Annotated in this window: 16 protein-coding genes; 5 read left to right on the top strand and 11 right to left on the bottom strand. The window is 70.9% G+C overall.

Annotated features, from left to right (window positions below):
* Position 1 precedes the first annotated feature (1 nt).
* From ACFV2J_RS01825 to ACFV2J_RS01810, 4 genes are all read right to left on the bottom strand, one after another.
* Positions 2-2,221 (bottom strand): LuxR C-terminal-related transcriptional regulator, encoded by a 2,220-nt coding sequence (locus ACFV2J_RS01825; RefSeq protein WP_385086546.1) that lies wholly within the window; start codon positions 2,219-2,221, stop codon positions 2-4.
* A 143-nt stretch (positions 2,222-2,364) separates the two neighbouring features.
* Positions 2,365-2,853 carry a flavin reductase family protein gene (locus tag ACFV2J_RS01820; RefSeq protein WP_385086549.1) on the bottom strand — a complete coding sequence of 163 codons (489 nt, stop codon included), beginning with the start codon at positions 2,851-2,853 and terminating at the stop codon, positions 2,365-2,367.
* 172 nt (positions 2,854-3,025) lie between these two features.
* Positions 3,026-3,895, bottom strand: a complete 870-nt coding sequence (locus ACFV2J_RS01815; protein ID WP_385086552.1) for a dioxygenase — start codon at positions 3,893-3,895, stop codon at positions 3,026-3,028.
* Between the two features lie 25 nt (positions 3,896-3,920).
* Positions 3,921-5,021: a maleylacetate reductase gene (locus ACFV2J_RS01810; protein ID WP_385086555.1), complete on the bottom strand. Its 1,101-nt coding sequence runs from the start codon at positions 5,019-5,021 to the stop codon at positions 3,921-3,923.
* A 668-nt stretch (positions 5,022-5,689) separates the two neighbouring features.
* On the opposite strand from ACFV2J_RS01810, the gene ACFV2J_RS01805 reads away from it, so the two are divergent.
* From ACFV2J_RS01805 to ACFV2J_RS01795, 3 genes are all read left to right on the top strand, one after another.
* Positions 5,690-6,370, top strand: a complete 681-nt coding sequence (locus tag ACFV2J_RS01805) for a TetR/AcrR family transcriptional regulator (protein WP_385086558.1) — start codon at positions 5,690-5,692, stop codon at positions 6,368-6,370.
* Entirely contained in the window at positions 6,367-7,131 is a 765-nt protein-coding gene (locus ACFV2J_RS01800) for an SDR family NAD(P)-dependent oxidoreductase (RefSeq protein WP_385086561.1), read from the top strand. Before ACFV2J_RS01805 ends, ACFV2J_RS01800 begins: the two co-directional genes overlap by 4 nt.
* Positions 7,132-7,250: 119 nt before the next feature.
* The gene (locus ACFV2J_RS01795; protein WP_385086564.1) at positions 7,251-8,129 is read left to right on the top strand and encodes an ABC transporter substrate-binding protein; all 879 of its coding nucleotides are present in this window, start codon (positions 7,251-7,253) and stop codon (positions 8,127-8,129) included.
* A 552-nt stretch (positions 8,130-8,681) separates the two neighbouring features.
* Here ACFV2J_RS01795 and ACFV2J_RS01790 read toward each other — a convergent pair.
* From ACFV2J_RS01790 to ACFV2J_RS01780, 3 genes are all read right to left on the bottom strand, one after another.
* Positions 8,682-15,707, bottom strand: a complete 7,026-nt coding sequence (locus tag ACFV2J_RS01790; protein WP_385088098.1) for a glycoside hydrolase domain-containing protein — start codon at positions 15,705-15,707, stop codon at positions 8,682-8,684.
* Between the two features lie 424 nt (positions 15,708-16,131).
* Positions 16,132-16,794 (bottom strand): hypothetical protein, encoded by a 663-nt coding sequence (locus tag ACFV2J_RS01785; protein WP_385088100.1) that lies wholly within the window; start codon positions 16,792-16,794, stop codon positions 16,132-16,134.
* Entirely contained in the window at positions 16,791-17,285 is a 495-nt protein-coding gene (locus tag ACFV2J_RS01780) for a sigma-70 family RNA polymerase sigma factor (protein WP_385088102.1), read from the bottom strand. The genes ACFV2J_RS01785 and ACFV2J_RS01780 overlap by 4 nt, the downstream gene beginning before the upstream one ends.
* 136 nt (positions 17,286-17,421) lie before the next feature.
* Here ACFV2J_RS01780 and ACFV2J_RS01775 point away from each other — a divergent pair, with 136 nt between their 5' ends.
* Both ACFV2J_RS01775 and ACFV2J_RS01770 read left to right on the top strand, forming a co-directional pair.
* Positions 17,422-18,165, top strand: coding sequence for a MerR family transcriptional regulator (locus ACFV2J_RS01775; protein WP_385088104.1), 744 nt, complete (start codon positions 17,422-17,424; stop codon positions 18,163-18,165).
* Positions 18,162-19,019 carry a hypothetical protein gene (locus tag ACFV2J_RS01770; RefSeq protein WP_385088106.1) on the top strand — a complete coding sequence of 286 codons (858 nt, stop codon included), beginning with the start codon at positions 18,162-18,164 and terminating at the stop codon, positions 19,017-19,019. The genes ACFV2J_RS01775 and ACFV2J_RS01770 overlap by 4 nt, the downstream gene beginning before the upstream one ends.
* 92 nt (positions 19,020-19,111) lie before the next feature.
* On the opposite strand, the gene ACFV2J_RS01765 is transcribed toward ACFV2J_RS01770, so the two are convergent.
* The 4 genes from ACFV2J_RS01765 to ACFV2J_RS01750 all read right to left on the bottom strand — a co-directional run bounded on the left by ACFV2J_RS01765 (position 19,112) and on the right by ACFV2J_RS01750 (position 23,231).
* Positions 19,112-19,999, bottom strand: a complete 888-nt coding sequence (locus ACFV2J_RS01765; RefSeq protein ID WP_385088108.1) for an NAD-dependent protein deacetylase — start codon at positions 19,997-19,999, stop codon at positions 19,112-19,114.
* 86 nt (positions 20,000-20,085) lie between these two features.
* Positions 20,086-21,786, bottom strand: coding sequence for an alpha-amylase family protein (locus ACFV2J_RS01760; RefSeq protein WP_385088110.1), 1,701 nt, complete (start codon positions 21,784-21,786; stop codon positions 20,086-20,088).
* Complete coding sequence (locus ACFV2J_RS01755; RefSeq protein WP_385088112.1) at positions 21,777-22,799, bottom strand: TIGR03885 family FMN-dependent LLM class oxidoreductase; 1,023 nt, start codon at positions 22,797-22,799, stop codon at positions 21,777-21,779. Before ACFV2J_RS01755 ends, ACFV2J_RS01760 begins: the two co-directional genes overlap by 10 nt.
* Positions 22,800-22,946: 147 nt before the next feature.
* The gene (locus tag ACFV2J_RS01750; protein WP_385088114.1) at positions 22,947-23,231 is read right to left on the bottom strand and encodes a helix-turn-helix domain-containing protein; all 285 of its coding nucleotides are present in this window, start codon (positions 23,229-23,231) and stop codon (positions 22,947-22,949) included.
* Between the last annotated feature and the right edge of the window lie 59 nt (positions 23,232-23,290).

Below are 23,290 nucleotides of genomic sequence, written 5' to 3'. Positions count from 1 at the left end.
ATCAGAGCACACCGCACTGCCGGGCCCTGGCCACCGCTCCGCCCCTGTCGTGCGCGTCGAGCTTGCGGAAGATCGCCCGTACCTGTGTCTTGACGGTGTTGTGGGACACATAGAGCTCGGAGGCGATCTCACGCAGCGTCAGCGGGCCGCACAGGGCGCGGAGCACCCGCCGCTCCCCCACCGACAGGTCCTCGGGCCGGGGGACGGGGGGTGCCGTCGCCGTGTCCCCGCCTGCTCGGCCGAGCAGGTCCGTCAGCACCCCGGGCGACTCGCAGCGGGCCGCGGCCCGTTCGGCCGCCGCGCGGGCCTTCCGCGCCGCGTCCGGGTCGTGCCGCGCGCTCTCGAGCCGCGACCGTGTGAGGTGGCACAGGGCGCGGACGTGGGGTTCACCTCCCGTGCGGGGCGCGTCCGCCAGCACCGATTCCGCGCCGGCCAGAACCTGTTCGGCCTCCTCGGTCCGTCCCTCCTCCAGGAGCAGGGCGGCCCGGCCGACGTAGGCGGTCACGGAGACGAAGTGCCGGCCCAGGCCGGCCGTCGCGACCGCCTCGGAGGCCTCCTCACTGAGAACACGCGCCAGTTCGTGCCGGCCGGCCAGGAGTGCGCACAGCGTCCGCAGCCCCAGCGCGCGTACGAGCGCCAGGCCGTGCCCGGCGGCGTGCGCGTCACGGGTGGCCTCGCCGAGCAGTTCCTCCGCCTCCTCGTACCGGCGTGTCCACAGCAGTGCGGCACCGCGGGCGGTGCAGGCGAGGGCACGCCAGGCGGTGAGCGGCAGGGTGCCGGCGACGGCCGCTTCGGCGAGACGGCCGGCGGTCAGCACCTCCCCCTTCAGACAGCACGCGACGACCTGAGCGACAGCGGCGGCGTCGTGCACCGTGCCGCCCTCACCCACCGTCTCCGCGCCCGTCTGCCTCAGCCGGGCCACATCCAGCCAGCGCCGGGCCGTTTCCGGGGCGCCTTCTGAGAGAGCGGCCATCGCCGCCACGACGCACAGTCGAGCGTCGGCGGCGACCGTGCGGGGCGGCAGGAGGTCCAGCCACTGCGAGACCTGCGCACCCCGGCCCGCCGAGATCGCCTTCTCCCAGCCGTCGAGGACCGACGCGACGGCCGCGGGCTCGTCGCCGCCAAGGGTCCAGTGCCGTACGGCAGCGGTCGTGTTCCCCTGCCGGGAGTACCACTGGGCCGCCGACCGGTGCAGGGACATGACGGTGTCGGCCCCCTCGGACGCGAGGACGTCGGACAGCAGCGAGGACAGTCGTCGGTGACGCCGGTACGCCGACGGATCGGATGCGACGGGCACGAGCAGTTGCACGGTCCGTGCGAGTTCGCGCAGCAGTACGCCCGCCCGGTCCCCGGCGAGGGCCTGGCACGGTCCGGCGCTCAACTCGTCGAGCACACTGGTGCGCAGCAGGAACCGGCGCTGTTCGGCGGTGAGCCGGTCGAGCACCTCGGTGGCCAGATACTCGCCGACCGCTCGACCGCCGCGGGCCAGGTTCCCTTCCCTGTCGGCCTCGTTCGCGGAACGGGCGAGAGCGCGTCCCATGATGCACAGCCCCGCCGCCCATCCCTCGGTGGCCTCGTACAGCGCGCGCGACACGTCCGCGCTCGGAGCGGACCCGAGCGGGCCGGTGAGCACCGCCTCCGCCTCCTCGGGGGTGAAGGCCAGGTCATGCGGGGTGAGTTCGGCGACCAGACCCCGGGCGTGCAGGGTCGGCACGGGGCTTGCGGGAAGGTGCCGGGTCGACAGGACGACGCGGAGGCCGGGGGGAAGCCTTGTCAGGAAGTCGGCCAGACTGCGCACCGCGTCGGCGTCCGTGATGGATTCCAGTCCGTCGAGGACGAGCGTGAGCGGTCCCTCCCCGCCCAGTCCGGTCAGCAGGCCCGGGAGGATCTCCTCGAGCCAGGCGTCGACCGTCCACCCGTCGCTGTCGAGGCGGCCGGGCAGGTTCGGCCGTGCCTGGTGCACCGCTCGCAGGATGCAGGACCACAGCCGGCCCGGAGCGTTGTCGTACGCGTCCAGGCTGAGCCAGGCGCACTCTCCACGGGCCGTCAGGCCCTGCGACCACTCGGTCAGGAGCACCGTCTTCCCGGCACCGGCCGGCGCGGAGAGCACCACGACGGGTTCGGTCGCCGCGTCGAGGCGGCGCAGCAGGCGCGGGCGGCTCAGCAGGTGCGGGGGCTGGGCCGGGGGCCGCAGTTTGAATGTCGCGACGGAGCTGGTCATGGCACTCTCCGTGAGATTCTCGGGACGGGCGGAGCCCCCGACGACCACGGCTCGCCTCGCGGGAGCCGGACATCGGGGGCGGTGACATGTCGGTCACGGGCCGGGCGGCGGGCGGCGTCCCACCGCTGCTGCCAGGGCTGGGCTCAACGTGGAGCCCTGAGCGTGCCGAAACCGCCCGCGAAATGGAGCAGTGGCCGGCACTCCACCTGGTGCGTCCAATGGAGGACGTCTCCCACGAAGATGGTGTGATCTCCGCCGGGGAGCGCCTCGGCGACGTCACACACGACGGACGCGATGGCGTCCTTCAGCACGGGCACGCCGTGGTCGTCGACGGTCTCGACGCCCACGAACTTGTCCGCTTTGGAAGCGGCGAAGTTCCGCGCCAGGTGCTCGCTGTCCTCACCGAGCACGTTGACGGCGAACCGGCCGTACGCCGCGATCGCCGTCCGCGTGTACAGGTGGTTGCCGATGCATACGAGCAGTTGGAGCGGGTCCAGGGAGAGGGCGGAGACGGCACTCGCGGTCATGCCGATGGGTGCGCCTCCGGAGCACGTGGTGATCACGCTGACACCCGTGGCGAGCCGGCTCATGGTGGCTCGGAAATCGACTGTCAGGTCAAGGGCTTCGGTCATCGCGGGACCTCCGTGAAAGTCGTGAGGAGCGTCGCCTGCTGCGCAGGTCATGGGGTGAACCCACCGCCCCACCAGGGGGGTTGGCGGACAAGTCGGTCGAGCCGGTCGGGAACGAAGGGGGTTGGGGCCGGGCGGCGGCACTGCGAGCCGCTCGGTCCTCGGCCCTCGGTCCTCAGTCCGCGGGGCGGGGTTCGAGGACGAAGGTGTGGCGCAGCAGGGTGTAGGACACGTCGGTCAGCCCGCGGCAGGGTCCGGTGCCGGCCGCGTACGTGTCGTAGGACTCGACCAGCGACTCCTTGACCCCGAACACCGGGTCGCTGTCCAGGTACGGGTCGTCCGTGGGGAACAGCATGCTGGTGACGCGCTGGAAGCCCGGAGCCTCGATCAGCAGGTGCACATGGGCGGGGCGCATGGGTGACCTGCCGGTCGCGCGCAGGAGTTCGCCGACCGGGCCGTCAGCGGGGATCGGGTAGCTGGACGGGCGAATGGAACGGAAGCTGAAGTGTCCCTTCGCGTTGGTGCGGAACAGCGCGCGCATGGCCGTGTCGACCTGGCCGGGCACATCCACGTCGTAGTGGCCGTCGGAGTCGCTGTGCCAGACGTCCACCGAGGCGTCGGCCACCGGCGCCCCGTCGCGGTTCACGACCCGTCCCTCGAAGAACAGCGGGGTGCCGGGCAGGCCCGCGGAGATGTCGGCGGCGTCGGCGAGCCGCGGCCTGTCCTCCCTGAAGAAGGGGCCCAGGACGCTGTTCTGGGTGGCTTCGGCGGGACGTCGGTTGCTCAGGGCGTCGACCAGCATGGTGACGCCCAACACGTCGGACAGCAGGATGAATTCCTGGCGTGTCGGTGTGCACATCCGTCCGGTGCGGGTCAGGAAGTCGACTCCCCGGGCCCACTCCTCCTCCGTGGGTTCGACGTCCCGGACGAAGGCGTGGAGGTGCCGCACCAGTGAGGCGAGGATCTCCGCGGTACGGGGGTCCTTGGTGTCCCGCATGGTCGCGATCACGGCATCGGTGATGGTGTCGCTGGTCAGATCACGCATGGCGCGCTCCCTTGGTGATGGAGGGTCAAATGTCGGAGTCGGTCCGGGGATGTCCGTCGCCCACTGGTGTCCACGGCGCCTCCCCCGCCCAGGCACGGGTCAGGAGGGCGCGGACGGCCGCCCGGTCCACCGGACGCGGGTTCCAGTAGCCGTCCCGCACGATGAGTTCGGCCGCCTGCTCGATCCCCGATCCGGGCATGCCGAGGTCTCGCAGGGCGCTGGGGGCGCCGAGCCTTCTGGCGAAGTCGAAGAGGCCGCTCGCGGCGTCGGCCGCCGGCAGCGCCTTCGTGATGCGTGCCATGGCTTCCGGGGCCGCCTGCGTGTTGTGGGCGACCACGTGCGGCAGGACGACCGTGTGGGTTTCGGCGTGCGGGAGCCCGAAGGTGCCGCCCAGCACGTGGCACACCTTGTGGTGCAGGGCCATGCCCACCGAGCCGAGACAGGTGCCCGCGAGCCACGCCCCGTAGAGCGCGTCCGCCCGTGCCTCGTGGTCGTCCGGACGTCGTGCGACGACCGGGAGGGAGCGGGCGAGGGCGTCGAGCGCCTCACCGGCCATCAGGAACGCGACCGGGTCCCGGTCCTGCGCGTAGAGGGCCTCCACGGCGTGCGCCATCGCGTTGACGCCACTGACCACCGACGTCGCCGCCGGGAACGTGAGCGTCAGGTCGACGTCGTAGACCACCGTCCTGAGCAGCGCTTCCGGCAGCCGCCGGGTCGTCTTCCTGCGGCCTTCGGTCTCTCCGAGGATCGGCGTCATCTCCGAGCCGGCATAGGTGGTGGGCAGAGCCAGTTGCGGAAGCCCGGTCCGGACGGCGATCGCCTTGCCGAGGCCGATGGTCGATCCACCACCGACGGCGAGGACGCAGTCCGCCTCCACGGCTCCGGCGTACGCGAGCGCCTTGTGCGTGACGTCGACAGGGGTGTGCGGGGCCGCCTCGGCGAACGTTCCCACGGCTGCCGCACCCAGCAGGTCGCGCACCTCCGCCGCCTGGTCCACTTGACCTGGCGTGCACAGGATCAGCACCCGACGGCATCCGAGAGCTTCGGCCTCCTCCGCGATACGGCTGCGCGTACCACTGCCGAAGACCACCTTCGTTATCTGCCCCCGATGCACGAACGTCTTCATGAGAATTTCCTCGGTCCGAACGATCCCGTGTTCATGGGGAAAGCGTCGACACTCGGATGATGCGCGTCAACGGAATCCGCGAGTGATAGCGGGAATCGGTGAGGGAATACCTTGTTCGCGCAGAGCCCGTCGGCCAAGCGGCCCGGGGATCACCCTCGATATCACCCATCTGCGGGATGCCGGCAGGACGCCGGGGCACTGAACTGCGGTCCAGGTGTCGGCCGGGTGAGGTGCGGGTGAGACGGACATGTCCGCGACGGATCCACTCCGCCGCTCCCCCGTCTTCCGCGACGCCTACAGAAGCATTGCATGACCCGACCGAATTCTTGACATTGCACGGAATCGGTTTCCGAAGGGCCCACATGGAGGGTGGGAGTAAAAGGCGATGAATAAAACGGTCGCCAAGGATTTGAGGACGGCGCCGGGTGTACCGGAGAGCGCGCCCCTGACGGTTGACGGGACCGGGATCGGATTCGGGTTGAACGGGGTGCCGAAAATGTCGGTCCGGGCGCGGTTCGAGCAGGGGTGCCGGACTGCCGGCCGTCCCGGACGAGTACGGGACGACGGAGGCGGAGTCGCGCTTGTCGACGCCGGCGGCCACCCGCGGCACAGCCCCGCGCACTCGGCACGCCTTGACAGTCGAGGGGTGGGAGGCAAGCATGGAAACCATGGAAACTGAATCAGTTTCGAAAGTTTCCGAGGACGGCGAGCGGCGTGCCGACGTGATCGTGGAGGCGGCCGGCCGGCTGTTCTTCGCACCCGGGTTCGCGCGGGTGAGCATGGACGATCTCGCCCGTGAGCTCGGGATGAGCAAGAAGACGATCTACCGTCATTTCCCCGACAAGCGCAGCCTGTTGGCCGCGGTGCTGGACCGGCAGTTCGCCACGGTGGAACGCACGCTGACCGCGGCGGCCGAGGAAGCGGAAGGACAGCCGTTCGGTGTACGGGTGCAGCGGTTCCTGATCGCGGCGGGCAGTGAGCTCGGGCGCATCGGCGCGGCCCAGCTCGCGACCGGACGGGGCGATGTGATGCTGCGTCAGTACGTGGAGCAGCGGGTGGACGAGGTGGTCTACGGGCGACTCGACGAGTTGTTCCGGGAAGGGCACCGGCAAGGACTGCTGCCGGCACCGCCCGAGCTGCTCAGTGAGATCACCCGCGGCGCGGTGGAGCGTCTGCTCACCTCGCAGTTGCCGCGCGAACTCGACTGGACCGCGGCCGAGTTGCTGCGGGCGACCGTCGACACCGTGCTCTACGGGGCGATCCGCCCGGCACACCCGGTCGCCCACGACGAACGAATCGGGGCGGTCATCCCGACTGCCCGCGACGACGAGCAGGAGGTGGGCTCATGACCGGGGCGACCGGCAGGGTGGTACTGGTGACAGGGGCCGGCAGCGGAATCGGCGCGGCCACCGCGAGCCTTCTGGCCGCGCGAGGGATGCGCGTGGTGGTCAACTACCTCAGCAACGAGAAGGCGGCCGAGGAGGTCGTGGCCGGCATCGAGGCCGCGGGCGGCCGGGCGATGGCCGTCCGGGCCGACGTGCGTGAGGTGGCGGCGATCGAGAGCATGGTCGAGCAGGTCCGGGCGGCATGGGGCGGCATCGACGTGGTCGTGCACAACGCCCTGATCCCGTTCGCGGTCAAGTCGTTCCAGGACATGACGTGGGAGGAACTGGGCGGCAAGCTCGACGCGGAGATGCACGCGGCGTTCGCGGTCACGAAGGCCGTCCTGCCCCACATGAGCGAACAGGGCTGGGGACGCGTCATCTACATCAGTACCGGTCTCAGCCGCCGGCCGCGGGAGAACATGATCGCCCTGGGCACGGCCAAGGCCGCGCTGGAGCAGTTCGCCCGGTTCCTGGCGCAGGAACTGGGACCGCAGGGCATCACGGTCAACATCGTCGCGGCCGGCCCGGTGGAGGACACCCGTATGGCCCGTATGACTGATGTGTTCGACGACGCGCACAAGCAGCGGCAGGTGGCCGCCACCCCCCTGGGCCGCCTGGCCCACCCGGACGACGTCGCCCAGGCGATCGCCTTCTACGCCGACGAGGACAACTCCTTCATGACCGGCACCACGGCCGCGGTCAACGGCGGGATGGCCATGTACTGACGTGCGGCCGTCCTCCGGCCGAGAGCCCCACCCGTTCACGTACACCGTCACCTCAGCACGGCCGCGGTGCCCTGCGCCCGCGGGCCCAGAGACGACGGCACCACCAAGGAAAGGCGTTCATGCACACGATCGATCTCGCCTACGTCGGGCGGGGCCTGCACGAGGAACTGGCCGCCTACATCGCCGACCAGGAGGACTACTACGCCGAAGAGGGCGTCCATGTCGCCCTGCGCGACGGCTGCGCCTGGGACGACGAGCGGCTGCGCCGCGGCGCCACCATCGGACTCGGCCGCGCCCTGCTGTCGCGTCTGACCGACGGCACCCCCTGGGTCGCCCTCCATGTCAACACCACCCGCCCGCTGTTCTGGTTCCTCGCCCGCCCCGGCCTGACCTCCCTGGCCGACCTGGCAGGCCGGCGACTGGCGGTCCACGCCCCGCACACCGCACCCGGATGCTTCACCCGGATCGTGCTGCGCCGGGCCGGCCTCGACCCGGACCGCGACCTCCACACCGTCGTCCGGCCGCCCGGCGACTACGGCATGGACCTGCGCCTGCTGCACGAGGGCAGGATCGACGCGGCCCTGGTCGGCAGCACCATGGCCCCTGAGGCGGTGGCCGCCGAGCACGGCTGGCAGGTACTGGCCTGGGTCGGCGACCACTTCCAGATCCCCACCGTGGGACTGGCCGTCGATCCCACCTACACGGATCCCGACGGCCCCGCGGTCCAGGCCGTCCTACGCGCCCAGCGGCGTGCCCTCCAGGTGATCCGCAACGACCCCGACACCACGGTGCGGCACATGCAGACGTTCCTGGGCGGACACACCGCGGACGAGGTCCGGGCCCACTACGACACGTTCATCGCCCCGCACTTCACGACCGACGGACAAGCCGACCTGACCGTCGGCGCCACCGCGATCACCGCGGTCGCCGCCGAACTCGGCGTCCCGGCCACCGTCACCGCGAGCGAGTTCTACCGCACCGCGTCCACCACACCGTAGGGACCTCGCCGACCCCGCACGGATGCCGGGACCGCACCCCCGCGGCCCGGCCCGTGCGCCGCGGCACACGACATTCCTCGGCACGCGGCGTCGGCTCGGAGCGGCCCACCCGTTCACCGAGCGCGCCGGTGTGGCTTGCGCGCCGGGCCGACCGCGTCCGTGCGCGGCGCAGCGCCGACGGCCTGCGCGCCCCGGCGGAGAGCACGTCCCCGCACACGACCACCGCGGCTTCGATGCCGAAGTGGCGGCGGAGCACGACGCTGAACACGACCGGTGGAACTCCCGTACCGGCGGAGCAGGCGACGGAGAACCTCGCCAGGACTCCGGCCCTGGAGCCGGGCAGGACGGCGTCCGCCGCAGCCGAGGGACGACGCCGGGTGAACCCCCTCCGGGGACCGACGACCCGGGCGTGGACGGCCGTGCCGTCACGACGACGGCCCCTCCGCACGAACCAGCAACGGTTCGTGCGGAGGGGCCGGCCGGTGACTGCTGTGACTCCCGGGGATCGGCAGGATCCCGCCGTGGCCCGGAGGCTCACGGCTCGTCAGACGGTCACGTCGTGCCCTTCGCCCCCCGGATGCCCAGGGGCCGCGTCCACTCCGTGGCCGGCGACCACGGTGCCGTGCCGCCGACGGAACCCGCCCCGGTGCCTACAGGGTCCGACAGGCCGGAGACGGACCACAGGCTCGCTTCTCCGGCGTCGCGGTATCCGCTGCTGCCGCCGGCCGCGAACGGCCGGTCGTCCCGCTCCCTGGGCTGGAACCCGACCGTGTAGGTCCGGGTGACCGAACCGTTCGCCGAGGTCACCTTGATGGTGCGGGTGGTGAACCGGTGTCCGGACGACGAGAGGACGGGACTGCCGTCGGTGACCTTCACCCGCGCACCGGACTGGGCCGGTACGGCGGAGACGGCCGGGATCCTGGCGTTCTTCGGCCAGTCGACGACGTACGTGGACACCTTCGGGTCGAACCCGTCGATCGCGACACCTCCGACGGTGATCGCCTTCGCGTCGGCGACGCTGGCCTTGGTGGCGTCCGAGAAGTTCTGCACCGTGACCGACCCGTCGGCGCCCACGACCACCTTCGCCGCCATCGCCGCCGCCAGGTTGATCCGCTGCCAGCTCGCTCCGCCGTCCCCGGTGAGGTCGAGCGGGTAGCCGGAGTCCGTCGCGGTCTGCTCCAGAATCTGGACGCGCTGCCCGGTGGTGAGGTCGGGGAAGGCCGTGATCAGCAGGGCCGCCGCGTCGGACGGCGCCTTGAGAGCCTGCCCGGCCTTCCCCACCTGGGAGAACCCGTAGGTCAGACGCCGCGTGTACAGCTCGACGTCCTGCGCCTTGCTCAGACCGGCGTACGAGTCGCCCTCGCAGGCCGCGAGCGTGTCGCCGTATCCCTCCTTCTCGCACTGCGCGAGCAGCACGTTCTCCATCTCGGTGTGGGCCTGCGTCAGCAGGTTCGCGAAGTCGGGGTCCGCCCACCGGTGCGCGACGGTGGCCTGGCCGGAGATCCGGCCGCCCATGACGTCCAGCGGGTAGTGGAACCCGAGGACGATGCGGTTGTCCCCGTACTCCGAGGTGCGCGCGAGGATCGACGGTGCCAGCTCCGGCAGGAGCGTGGCGAGGATGGTGCCGGCCTCGTAACCGCCGTAGGTGTGGCCGCTCGGGTACGAGCCGCTGGTGGCGAGGGAACCGTACGAGCCGTCCTGCGACTCGTAGATGGAGCCGCCGTCGCCGACGAACCCGAGCCGCACGTACGGGCGCTGGTAGCCGTAGTGGTTCTTCGCCGCGTCGACCTTGTCGAGGTTCTGCGTGACGCGGGAGAACAGGGCGCTGGTCTTCGGCAGTTGGCCGCCCTTCAGGGCGTCACTGTAGATCTGGCCGAGCCGGGATCCGAGGCCGTCGGCCATCGTGACGGTGGAGCTGTTGGTCGCGTCGACCTCGGCCCGGTCCACCTCCTTCTGTGTGGCCGCGTTGTTGATCCGCACGGCGATCCGGTCGTTCTCGGCGGTCGGGCCGGTCCCCTGGGACACCTTGGTGTTGGCGCCGAGGATGCCGGAGCCGAGGTCGCCGACACCGTTGAGCAGGTCGTAGAAGTAGTCGGTCCCGTCGCCGGTCCCGGGCCACTTGTCCGACGTGTAGGCCGCGTTCAGCGTCTCGTCCGGGAAGGGGGACGACACGTACGCCGGGTCGGGGGCGTCCGCCGGGGCGGTCGCGACCGAGTCGTCCGCCGAGGTGGTCGTGGCGGAGTCGTCGGAGGTCCCGGCCAGGGTGATCGCGGTGACGGTTGCCGTGTGGGCCTTCGCCCTGCCCGCGGTGGTGAGAACCGCCGTGTCCGTCGTGGCGGACACGTGGGCGGTGGTTCCGTCACCGAGGGCCACGGTGTAGCCGATGACCGGGAACCCGCCGTCACCGGCCGGCCGCCAGGTCACCCGGACCTGACCGGCCTCGGTGATCACGCTCGTGACGGTCGGCTTCTGCGGCTTGCCGCCCTCGGTCACCACGGGTGCGGTGGCCGCGCTCGGGGTCGAGGTGCCGACGGAGTTCACCGCGCGGACGCGCGCCGTGTACGACTTGCCGGCCCGCAGCCAGGTGAACGTCGTGCTCCGGCTGTTCGGATCGCGGATCTCGACCTGGTGGCCGTCGTCCAGGGTGATCTTGTAGCCGGTGACCGGCGCGCCGCCGGTGTCCTCGGGCGCGGACCAGGCGACGGTGACACTCGTGCCGGACGACGTCGCCGACACCGTGTCGGGTGCGGCCGGCACCGTCCTGGGCTTCGTGGTGAGCGCGGACATGGCGTGCTGGAGGCCGTCGTACCTCGCCGCCAGGGTCGCGTCCGTGGCCGTGTCGCTCGCGACCGCGGTCCTCGCCTCGGTGAGTGCCTTGGTGAACGCCTTCCACGACGCGTCCGTGTAGCGCGCGTCCTGCAGAGCCGACGCGGTCGTGACCAGGTCCTCCAGCCGCAGCCTCGGCACCGGGATCAGCTGCTTGGCGGCGAGGGTGAGACTGCGGGTCTGGGTGTCGACCTCGAGCTGGGTCGCGCCGTCGGCGTCGACGAGCGTGTGGGCGGCGGCGAGTTCGCGCCGGTACACACCGAAGTCGATCGTGTCGTAGCGCGCCGCGTCGGCGGAGAGCCCCTCGTACTGCTCGATCGCCTTCCGCAGGGCGGACTTGTCCGTGACGGCGGGCGTCTCGACGTGGTTGAAGGTGATCCGGCCCAGGTTCGCGACGTACGGGTGCGAGGAGTCCGGGGTCGTCGTCAGCCGCAGGTAGACGGTGTGCGTGCCGGTGATGGCCTTGGGCAGGGTCAGGCTGGTCGTCCCTCCGGACGACCAGGCGGCTCCCGTGACCGGCAGCGGCACCGTCGCGTACGGCGTGCCGGGGTTGGCCGTGTCGAAGGAGTCCAGGTAGAGCTGGGCGGCCGAACCGGTGCCGCAGCGGGCGGAGTTGTTGACGTAGGTGATCGTGACGGTGCTCTTCTGCGAGGCACCGAAGTCGATGTCCCCGTAGTTGAGCCAGGCTCCGTTGTAGGTGCCGCCGAGGTCGGTGGTGGAACCCGAGCCGGTCCAGCCGACCGGCTCGCTCTTCAGGCCGCCGCCGCTGTTCGCGCGGAACGCGGTGGCGTCGAAGCCGACGGGGGCGTCGGTGTCCTGCGTCAGGGCCAGCGCGTAGATGTTGCCCACGTAGGGCTGGGACGCGGACTGCGTGCTGGAGACGAAGTCGGCGTACACGTCCTGGACGCCGGTGAAGACGCTCGGGTCGAGGTGCACGCTCGTGGTGGCGATGGTTCCCCAGCCCGAACCGCTGTAGTCGAGCGGCACGGACACGGACTTCGGGCCGTCCTTTGAACCGAGGTGCAGTTCGATGTGCGAGTCCGAGGCCGCGCGGGACTGCGGCTTGTCATAGCGGACCGTGACGGTGTCGGCGCCGTCGCGGAGGTCGGTGTCCTTCCATTCGGCCCACGCGCCGTTCGTCACGTTCTCGAAGATGCCGTTCGAGAGGTTGAGCGGGGCCGAACCGCCGCCGGTCGTGGTGCTGTTGACCGCGGTCAGGGTGGCGAGCGTGGTCGTGGGGGACGTCGACACCTCGTACGGCGAGAACTGGTACCAGTCGAAGTTCGACACCCACTGCTGGCCGGCCGGTGCGTGGAACACGAACGTCGCGCTCGACGCGTTCAGCAGGGCGTCCGGGTCGGTGACGGCCGCCTGCACCGTGCTGTAGTACTGCCAGCCGCCCGTTCCGGGGAGTTGCACGGTGGCGACGACGGGACCGTCGGCGGCACCGGCGTGGATGTCGACGCTGCTCGGCTTCGCGTTCGTCGCCTGCGAGTTGGCGTAGCGGACCGAGAGCGTCCGCGGGGCGACCCCGCCGAAGTCCAGCTTGGTGTAACGCTCCCACGAACCCTCGGTGACGCCACCGAGGTTGCCGTCCGAGTTGTTCCGCTCGCTGACGAGGCTGGGGCCCTCCTTCTGGTCGGGGGACTCGGCCTGCAGAACGGCGTAGCCGCCCTCGTCGATGGTGAGCGTGCCGATGGCGGACCGCAGCGCGTCGTGCGCGGCCATGAGGGTACCCGTCGCGGAGGCGTCGTCCGCGAGGACGGTCCGCGCGCGTTCGAGCGCCGACCGGAACAGGGTCCAGGAGCCGTCGGAGTAGTTGCCGCTGCGGACCAGGGACGCCTGGTCGACGAGTGATCCGAGAACCTCGCGGTGCACCGCGGCGGCGGAGATGACGAGCGGGTCGGTCGGGGATATGCCGGTGCCGCGTACCGTGGAGGCCCGCACGCCGTGGGCGAACGCCGTGTCGGCGAAGGTGATGCCGAAGTGCGCGTCGACCTGTGTGCCGCCGGTGAGCGAGAGCGTCGCCGTGCGGGAGCCGGTGACGCGGAGGTCCGCCGTGACACCGCCCGGCAGGCCGGTCACGGTCGCCGCCCCGGTCCTGGTCAGGCTGGTTCCGTTGCGGGCGGCGAACGACGCCGGTCCGGACAGGGTGAGTTTCACACTGTCGTCGACCTTGCCGTCCGCGCCGGTGTCGACGGTGTCCGGACGGGCCGAGACGACGGTGTCGCCCCTGCCCGCTCCCGTGCCACCGTCTCCCGCGCCACCCGAGTCGGTGTTCAGCGAGTACGCGGGCTTCGAGTGGGTGCCCCACTGGGACGGCTTGGACCCCATGGTGAAGTCCAGGGTCCCGCCGGAGATGATCTGGGAGTAGTCGAGCCAGGTGTTGTCGAACCGCTTCCCGTCGAGGGTCGCGTTCTGCACGTAGTAGTTGCTCGGCGACACGCCGTCGGCCTTCACCGTGAACCGGCTGCCGTTGGCGTACGTGATCGTCGTGGAGTCGAAGAACGGGCTGCCGATCTGGAACTGGCTGGAACCGGCGGTCACCGGGAACAGGCCCAGGGCCGCGCCGACGAACATGGTCGACATCGTGCCGGCGTCGTTGTCCATGGTCGGCAGGAAGCCGTTCGGGGAGAGCTTGTAGACCTGGGTCTTGACCGGCGGGGTGAACTGGCCGCCGGAGCTGGGGGCTTCGTTCGTGGAGCCCGTCGCGATGTAGCGGTTCCAGGTCGTGCCGGTGTAGATGGACCGCACCCACTTCTGCGTGAGGCTCGGCTCACCGACGTAGTTGAAGAGGTACGGGGCCTGAAGGTCGATCTCGTTCGCGTTGGAGTGCAGCATGGTCGAGCCGTCGTCGGCGCCGGAGTCCTCGCCGAACATGTGCTTGACGGCGGCCTTGCCGGCCTTGTCACCGCCCATGGCCTTGATGAGGCCGCCCATGTCGTAGGCGTCGTACCAGTGGTACTGCCAGAGCGTGCCCTGGTAGAGGCCGGCCGCCTCGAACTTCTCGTAGTCCGCGCTCTGCCAGTCGCCGCCGGACGCGCGCGGGGTCAGCAGACCCACCTTGGTGCCGTCGGAGGCGGTCCAGGCGTCGGACTTCACGAGGTTGTCGATCGCCATGGTCGACTGGGTACGCAGTTTCTTCGCGTCCGCGTCCTTGCCGAGCGCGTCGGCGATGACGGACAGGGCCCACTGGTCGTAGCCGCGCTGGACGGTCGTGCCGGGATCCCCGGTGACGTAGCCCTGTCGCAGCTGCGCCCCCGTGTAGTAGCCGGAGTACGAGAGCAGCGCGGGGTACGCCTCGTCGAGCCGGTCGAAGTTCTTGAAGCCCTTCGACAGCGCGTCGGCGACCAGCACGGCCGAACGCTCCCAGCGCACGGTCGGAACCGAGTGGGTGAGACTGCCGAGACTCTTGCCGGAGGAACGCGCGTCGGCGAACAGCTCGATGAGGGACTGGATCATGTCCCGGTAGGTGGCCGGGTCGATGTACGCCTCGACGGAGTACTTGCGGAAGTCGTCCCAGGTGGACCAGCCGTCGTAGTACGTGAAGCCGTTCGCCTTGTGCACCGCTCCGTCCGCGCCGCGGTAGGTCCCGCTGGTGCTGGTGGCGTTCACCGGCAGCGCGTACATGCGGTAGAGGTGGGTGTAGAACTCCTTGGTGAGCGTCGACCCGGGGTCGGACTTCGCCGAGGAGCGCACGTCGACCGCGCCGAGCGCGCTGTTCCAGGCCGCCTTCGTCTGCGCGCGGGCCTGGTCGAAGGTGAGCTTGCCCACCTCGTTCTGCTGGTCGGTCGCCGCCTGTTCCGCGCTGATCGGGGACAGCGTGATGCGCAGTTCGACGTCGTTCCCGGCGGACTTGTCGAACCCGAGGACGGCGCCGGTGTCGGAGCCGTCCTGCGTGGTCGCGTCGCTCAGCCTGCCGTCGTTGCCCCAGCTCTTCAGCGAGGTCACCGGGACGTTCGTGGTGGCGTTGTAGTACAGCTGGTAGGCGGCGCCGTTGAACGATCCCGCGATGAGCCCGGAGATCGAGGAGGTCCCGTCGGGGAGCTTCGTCGCCTTCATCGTCGAACGGGTGCGGCTGGTGAAGTTGTTCGCCAGGTCCAGGACGAGTTCGGGGTTCGACCCGGCGGGGAAGCTGTACCGTTCGAGCGCCGTGCGCGTCGTCGCGGTCGTCTCGGCCTTGATGGTGCCGGGGTCCTGGGTCACCGACGAGGCGGTTCCGGAGACGGATCCGAGCCCCACCTGGTAGGAACCGGGCGTCGCGCTCTCGTCGTCGTGGCGGTACGTGTGGGCGTACGTGCTGGGGGCGGGACGCTTGTCGTACTGCACGGAGGTCGGGACGACGAGCAGGTCGCCGCCGCCTCCCGAGCCGCCGACGCCGTCGAGGTTCGTCGCGGTGAAGCCCGCGATGTGGTCCTCGTTGTAGTCGTACCCGGTGTGGTTGCGGTCCGGCGTGGTCATCGGGTTGACCTTGGCCAGACCGTGCGGTGCCTGGGCGCCCGGCAGGTCGTTGCCGTCGTCACCGGCGGTCGACACGAACGGGTCGACGAGCTTCGTGTAGTCCGTGCCGCCGGACGTCCCCGCGGACTTGGCGGTGGCGGGCGACGCGGCGGCCGCGCCGCCACCCGCCAGTGCGGCGACGCCGAGCGCCCCGGTGAGCAGCGCGGCAACCGCCGCACGCAGTGGCCGACGATGCCGCCCGGCTCTCGGAAGGATCGCGCGGGGCACGGGTGGTTGGGATCTGATGGGCACGTAACCTCTCCAGCGTCGCTGTACGCACGCGCAGTAGGGGCTCACCAGAAGACAACGTTGTCAGCTCGGGGCACCGGGCGTGCGACCCAGAGTGAGACGGAAGTGGACACCCAGGATTGCACCCTCTCACCGGATTGCACCCCGCCGCGTTCACGACCGTCCGACATCCCACACGGAGAAGGCGTCCAGTGGGCGAACTTCATTCGTACATCGTGCGCGCACCGGACGCCGCGAAGACGACGTGCGGGGAAACCGGTCGCGACACTCCCGGGGTGAGGCACCGTCAGTAGGCGCGGCACGTCACAGAGGTGTCCCTCCACGCGCCCTGCCCGGCCGGACGGTGACGTGACGGTCCGGGCAGGGTGCCGTGCGGAGGAGTTCGCCCGGACTGGAGCGCCGGGCGACTCCTCAAGAAGCGGTTGCCCTAGCGATACACGTGCTCCGGGGGCGCGACCGTGTCGCAGGTCAGCTTGGTGTTCCTGGGCACCAGGCGCTCGACCGACCCGGGATTGCCGTGCACGGCGGCCAGTTGTGCCTTGTCGAGGTAGCCGATGAACAACTGGGTGTTCGGCGGCATGTGCTCCGGCTTGAAGATGAAGGTGACCCTCCCGTCGTCCTCGCGTACCCCTTCCCGTACGCGGTCCACCCCGGCACCCTCGCCCGACGGGGTCAGTTTCCCGTCGTCGTCGGGTCCCTTGCAGAAGACACCGGTCTTGATGAGGACGGGGAACCCCGCCCTGCGCAGGGCCGCCTCCAGGCCCGCGTGGTCGGTGAAGTAGCGCTGCTTGTCGAAGGTGGCGTGGATGGTGCCGTCCTTCTGGGTGTCCACGGTGTACGCGACGGTGTGGACGTGCACGTCCGTACCCGACGTGGCGACGGCCGGTGGCGCGGTCGGCGGGCGGGAGAGGACCGACGCTCCGACGGCCAGGCCGGCGGTGAGGGCGACCGCGGTGACGCCCACGACCCGGCGCCGCCGCTTGCGTGCGTGCCCCTCGGCGACGATCTCCTCGACCGGCGTGGTGAGGCGGACGTCGTCCAGTGAATGCCTCAGCGCGTCCAGCAGCCGGGTGGTCTCCGTGTCGTTCATGTCAGGTCCTCCTGTCGCGGTACGGATACGAGTTCCCCGCGCAACGCGGCGACGGCCCGCGCGAGATGGGCGGTCACGGTCCCCGGAGCGATCCCGAGGGCGTGGGCGGTGGCCGCGGTGTCCTGGTCGAGGAAGACCCGGAAGGCGACCACCTCCCGCTGCCGCCGCGGTAGTCGGCGCAGCGCGTGCAGCAACGTGGGGTCGAGTCCGGCGTCGTCGGCCGTGGGATCCACGAACTCGTGGTCCTCGGCCAGCGACACCTCCCGCCGCCGGCGCCGCCACCAGGACACACGGGTGTTGAGCGCGGTCCGTACGACCCACGCCCGCGGTGACGGATGCCGGCCCACTTTCGTCCAAGACGTCCACGCGCGGGTGAAGGCCTCGGCCACCAGATCCTCGGCCAGTTGCCGGTCGCCCACGCTCGCCAGGACGGCCCGCAGGCATACGTCCCGGTCGGCTCGGTAGAACTCCTTGAAATCCAGGTGCTTCACACTCCTCCTACGCTTTGGGGCCCCGATCCGCTTACCTACGGGACGCAAAGATGCCGTCCTCCACGGGAGCGGAGGCCGGCAGGGCCGCCCGTGCCGTGCTTGACCTTGTCGCAGCGGCAGGGTTTCTACTGGCGGCATGCGCATCGGAGAGATCGCCGCGCTCGTGGGAGTCACCTCCCGGACCGTGCGGCACTACCATCACATCGGCCTTCTGCCTGAGCCGCTGCGGCAGGCCAACGGATACCGGACCTACAGCCTTCGGGACGCCGTTCTGCTGGCCCGGATCAGGCGGCTGACCGAGCTCGGGCTCTCCCTGGACGAGGTGAGGGACGTCCTCGCGGACGACGCCGGGCGCGAACTGGCCGAGGTGCTGGGCGAACTCGACGCCGACCTGGCCCGCCAGGAGCACGAGATCCAGCAGCGCCGCAGGGTGCTGGCAGGCTTGCTGGAAGGCCCGCTCACACCGGACGCGCCGCTGTCTCCCGCACTCGTCGAGCTCCTGAAGGCCGCGCCTGACACCACGTCGCCCGCCGCCGCCAAGGACCGCGAACTCCTGACCCTGCTGGACGCGACAGCCGGCGGGCACGCGGTGTACACGGCTCTGCGGCCGCTGGCCGAGGACCACCCCGCGATGCTCCGGCTCTACGACCGGCTGGACGAACTGAGCGGAGCCCCGGTGGACGATCCGCGGATCGCGGCACTGGCCAGGGACCTGGCCGCGGCCGTGCCGGACGAGGTGATGGCGACGATCCCGGACGGGGACCCGGCGTCGACGGGGATCGCGCAGGCGCTGCTCGCGGACTACCCGCCCGCCCAGGCCGAGGTGGTGCGCCGGGTGATGCGGGAGCTGACCGCCCGGATGAACCGGAGGCCGTCATGAGTACGCGGATCGCGCGGGCAGCCGTGTGGGTGATGTTTCCCGCCGAGGCGGCTCTCCTCGTGTGTGCGGTGGCGGGCGTACGGATACCCGGAGCGGTTCTCGTGGGAGCCGAAGCGCTGATGACGACCCTGCTCGCGGGAGAGGCCGTGGTTCTGTGGCGGCTCTACGCCGCCGGACGACGGACCGGCGCGGGCCGCCGGGAGGCCGCGAGGAAGGCGCTGCACACCCTGGTCCCGGTGGCCGCGCGCCGGCTCGTCGTGCACGAGGTTCGGGCCCTGCACAGCCTCGGGCTGTGGGTGCTGCGCCGACGTCACCAGGTCCCCGACGACGCACGGGCCGTGGCGTACACCGGACCCCAGACGGCCATGATGTACGGGCTGCTCTTCGTCTCCGTCATCGAAACCGTCCTGCTGGCCCTGGTGATCCCGTGGCCGCTCGTTCACGCGGTCCTGCTCGTCGCGGACGTGTACGGAGTGGTGCTGCTCCTCGCCCTGCACGCGGGCTGCGTGGTCCGGCCCCACGTCGTGGGACCGGACGGCTCGCTGCGTCTGCGGTACGGCGCGCTGTTCGACCTACGGGTGCCGGCCGCAGCCATCGCCACCGCCCGGGTGGAGCGACGTTACCCGCACGGAGGGCTGGTACGACTGAGCGCGGACGGGGTGCTCGACCTCGCGGTGGGCAGCCAGACCACGGTGACGGTGGAGCTGACGGAACCGGTGGAGTTCGTGCGGCCACTCGGTGCGCGGGGCTTCGCCCGTACGCTCCGGTTCCACGCCGACGACCCGCGCGACACGGTCACCGCGCTCACGCGGGCCCGTACCGACCCGGCGGCGAACCGGAATCAGCCCGCGTGAACCGGACCCTCGGCCGCGCCAGTCGGTCGCCGCACGCCGTCCACGTCGCCGTCACGCCCCGGGAACCCTCCGCCGCCACCCACGCAGCGGCCTCAGTCCACCAGGGGGATGTCCAGCCGGCCCGCCACGGTCGTGAGGGCCGCTCCCAGGGGGACCGCGACCCGGGTGAGGGCGTGCTGGTCGCCCCGGGTCGGGTCCCGGTTGACGATCAACACCGGCTTCCCGGCCTGGGCCGCCTCGCGGACGAACCTGAAGCCGGACATCACCGTCAGCGACGAACCCAGCACCAGAAGCGACGTGGCGTCGCGGACCAGGCGGCGGCAGTGCTCGACCCGCGACGGTGGAACGGCCTCCCCGAAGAACACCACGTCCGGCTTGAGGATGCCGCCGCACACCGTGCAGGGCACGACCTGGAAGTCGCCCACCTGTTCATCGGCGAGGTCGGCGTCACCGTCCGGGTTGATCGCCGCGGCCACCGGCGCGAAGCCCGGGTTGGCCTCCTCCAGCCGCTGGGCGAGTTCACGGCGCGAGCTGGAGGCACGGCAGGAGAGGCAGACGACGCGGTCCAGGCTTCCGTGGAGTTCCACGACACCCTCGCTGCCGGCGAACTGGTGCAGCCCGTCGACGTTCTGGGTGATCACCCCGGAGAGCAGGCCGTGCCGCCCGAACGCGGCGACGGCCCGGTGTCCGTCGTTGGGGCGCGCGCGGCCGAAGGTCCGCCAGCCGAGGTGACTGCGCGCCCAGTACCGCCGACGGGCCTGCGCGCCCGCGGTGAAGTCCTGGTAGGTCATCGGGGTGTGCCGACTCAGACTGCCGTTCTCGCCCCGGTAGTCGGGTATTCCCGACTCCGTGGAGATGCCCGCTCCACTGAGCACCAGCACACCGCCGGTGGTCAGCATGTCCGTGATCGGCGCCAGATCCGTGGTGCCGGGCGGCAAGTCCTCGGTAGGAGTCCAGCTCAGAGTGGGGCGCATGCGCATGCTGCCAGGGTACGGGCACGCCGGGACGGTGAGCGGGCCACCAGGATCACGGCCGCTCACTTCATGATCCTTTCCTGGGCGCCGCGTCAGTCGGACGCGACCCTCTCGGGATCGTCCGCGGGGGTGCCGACACGCAGCCACCGGTACCCGTAGGCGGGCAGTTCGACGCGGAGCCGGCCGTCGTCGGGCACAGTGAGCCCGGCATGACCTTCGTCGAGCAGATCCATGAGCCTTCCACCGGGTCCGGCCTCGGACAGTCGCAGCCGTGCGGTGACCGGGCGGTCCGCGAAGTTGTGCACGGCCAGGATCTTCCCGTCGGTGGTGCGGCAGAGGTGTGCCAGCACGGTGCGCTCCCCCGTCTCGACCACGCGGTACTCGCCCCAGGCCAGTTCGGGAGCCTCTCGGTAGCGCTCGGCGAACAGCCGGATGCGGCTCAGCAGCGAGCCGGGGTCGCGGCTCTGCTCGTACACGTTGACCTTCCGGGGTGCGAACGCGCCCTCCACCAGCGGGTTGGGGAAGGTTCCCGGGTCGGCGGTGGAGAAGCCGGCACCATCCTCCGGCGTCCACTGCATGGGGGTGCGTACGGCCTGACGGCCCTCGGCGGCCAGGTTCTCTCCCATGCCGATCTCCTCACCGTAGAAGAGGACGGGGGTGCCGGGGAGGGTGAAGAGCAGGCTGTAGGCGAGTTCGACGCGGCGGCGGTCGCCGTCGACCATGGGCGGCAGCCTGCGGCGCAGCCCCCGGTCGTACAGCTGCATGTCCTTGTCCGGGCCGAAGGAGGCGAAGACCTCGGCGCGTTCGTCGTCGCTCAGTTTGTCGAGGGTGAGTTCGTCGTGGTTGCGTACGAACGTGGCCCAGTGGGAGTCGCGTGGGGCGGCGGGCCGGTCCCGCAGCGCCGCGGCGAGCGGTCCCGCGTCCTGGCGCGCCATCGACAGGTACATCTGCTGCATGCCGACGAAGTCGAAGCACATGGTGAGTTCGTCGCCGCGGTCCGAGGCGGGGGCGCCGAAGAACCGGGCGAGGCCGTCGTAGGGCAGGTTGACCTCGCCGAGCAGCACCGACTCGCCGTTGCGCCGGCCGAGGAAGGCGCGCAGGTCGGCGAGGTACTCGTGCGGGTCCGGCAGTGCCGCGGCGTCGTCCTGTCCGGCCGTCTCCAGCAGGAAGGGCACGGCGTCGACGCGGAATCCGGACAGTCCGAGCTGCGTCCAGAAGCCCATGACGCGGGCTATCTCATCACGTACTTCGGGGTTGGCGACGTTGAGGTCGGGCTGTTGCTTGTAGAAGCGGTGCAGGTAGTACTGCCCGCTGCCCTCGTCGTACTCCCAGAGACTGTCCTCCGCGTCGGGGAAGACGACGCCCTCGGGGCCGTCCTCGGGGGGTTCGTCCTGCCAGACGTACCAGTCGCGGTGGGCGGAGTCCCGTCCCGAGCGGGCGTCCTGGAACCAGGGATGGTCCTCGGAGGTGTGGTTGACGACGAGGTCGGCGATCACGCGGATGCCGCGGTCCTTGGCGGTGCGGACGAACTCGGTGAAGTCGCCGAGGGTTCCCAGGCGGGGGTCGACGCCGTAGAAGTCCGTGATGTCGTATCCGTCGTCACGTTCCCGTGTCGGATAGAACGGCATCAGCCACACGCAGGTCACGCCGAGGCGCACCAGATGGTCGATGCGCTGGACGAGGCCCGCGAAGTCGCCGATCCCGTCGCCGTTTCCGTCCTGGTACGTCTCGACGTCCAGGCAGTACACCACCGCGTTCTTCCACCACAGGTCGGAGGTGCGGGTCAGACGCATCGGTACTCCTTCGCCGTGGCGGGAACGGGGCGGGTGACGTCGAGCCGTGGCAGTACCTCGGCCCCGAACGCCTCGATGAACGGGCCTTGTTCACGGCCCACGTGGTGCAGCATCACGGTGTCGAAGCCGAGCGCCGCGTACTCCTGGAGCCAGGCGGTGTGCCGGCCGAGGTCGGACGAGACGTTGACCGTGTCCGCCACGCGCTCGGGGGTGACGTGCTCGCTGACGAGGTCGAACAGTTCCGCGGAGTCCAAGTCCCAACTGGCGGGGGGCGAGTGCACGTTGGTGCGCCACTGGTCGTGTGCCAGGGCCAGGGCCTCGGCCTCGTCGGGTGCCCAGCTCAGGTGCACCTGGAGGTGCAGGGGGCCCTGGCCGCCCGCGTCCCGGTACGCGTCGGCGATGTCCCGCAGCCGTTCCCGCGGGGCGTTGACCGTGATGAGGCCGTCCGCCCACTCGGCGCACCAGGCCGCGGTGGCCGTGCTGCACGCGGCTCCGACGAGCGGCGGCACGGCGGGCGGCAGCGTCCACAGCCGGGCGCGGTCCACGGTCACCAGTCCGTCGTGGCTGACCTCCTCCCCCTGCAGCAGTGCGCGGATGATGTCGACACACTCCCGCAGCCGTGCGTTGCGCAGGTCCTTGCGGGGCCAACGTGCGCCGGTGATGTGCTCGTTGGAGGCCTCACCGCTGCCGAGCGCGACCCAGAACCTGTCCGGGTACATGGAGGCGAGGCTGGCGACCGCCTGGGCGACGATCGCGGGGTGGTAGCGCTGGCCCGGCGCGTTCACCACGCCGAACGGCAACTGGTCGGTGGCCTGGAGCGCGGCGCCGAGCCACGACCAGGCGAATCCGGATTCCCCCTGGCGGACGCTCCACGGGGAGAAGTGGTCCGAGCACATGGCGCCGGTGAATCCCGCGCCTTCGGCCCGCACCACGGCGTCGAGCAGATCGGCGGGCGGGATCTGTTCGTGCGAGGCGTGTAATCCGTAGACGGTCATGCCGGGGCGGGTACCCACCCGACCGCACCTCAGCGGGGACCTGCCGGGCAGAAACCCGAAACCCGTCGCACGCCGGCGGACTTGCCCCGGCGACGGGCGCCCCGACCGGCGGGGGCCTCCGACCGTCCGGCCGGGAGGCCCGCGCGTTCGGCGACGCGTGTCCGGTCACGCCGACAGGACCTGCTCGCCGCCTTCCGCGTCTTCGGCGTCGTCCGCGCAGGCGGCGGCCAGGTCGTCGAGTGACAGGTGCAGGGCGTGGGCCAAGGCCGCCACGGTGAAGAAGGCCGGGGTCGGGGCCCGGCCGGTCTCGATCTTGCGGAGCGTCTCCGCGGACACCCCGGCGGCCGCCGCGACGTCCACCATGCTGCGGTCTCCGCGGGCCTGGCGGAGCAGGACGCCGAAGCGCTCTCCGCGTTGCCGCTCTTGCGGGCTCAAAGGGACTCTCACCATACCCGTGATACTAATACCGGTATAAGTATTGGGTGACGTCGCATCGCAAGGAGTCATGG

The organism is Streptomyces sp. NPDC059668 (assembly GCF_042734135.1).
Lineage (GTDB): Bacteria > Actinomycetota > Actinomycetes > Streptomycetales > Streptomycetaceae > Streptomyces.
This window is presented reverse-complemented; position numbering and strand designations above follow the sequence as displayed.